Annotated in this window: 1 protein-coding gene; it reads left to right on the top strand. The window is 39.3% G+C overall.

Features of this window, described 5'->3' with window-relative positions; translation table 11 throughout:
* The coding region (locus tag R0K30_RS21485) for a hypothetical protein (protein ID WP_410612818.1) at nucleotides 1–313 on the top strand (313 nt) is incomplete at both ends.

Genomic DNA, 313 nt, shown 5'->3' with positions numbered 1-313 from the left:
GGTGACTCTCGCCGTGTTCTTCAAGCAAATAAAGCACTTTTAGCACCTGAGCATGACCTTATTATTGCTGGGTCATTAATGGCAACTAAGCGTGAAAATGGTAGTTCTGATGCAATTTACCTAAGTTTAAACCCAATCACTATGGATGCCCAAAATGAATGGGTATATTTCGGTACAGTGAATGGTAGTGTAATTTACCGCTTGCCTGCCTCATCACTTGCTAATGATAATTTAACAAACAGCCAACTGAGTAAAACCATAGAGTTTTATGGTGAAAAACGTCCTAGTGATGGGATGATTATGGCGAATAATG

This window comes from Bacillus sp. SIMBA_154 (assembly GCF_046536015.1).
Classification (GTDB): Bacteria; Bacillota; Bacilli; order Bacillales; family Bacillaceae; genus Bacillus; species Bacillus pumilus_P.
The sequence above is the reverse complement of the archived record's forward strand: the minus strand, read 5'-3'. Positions and strand labels throughout refer to the sequence as shown.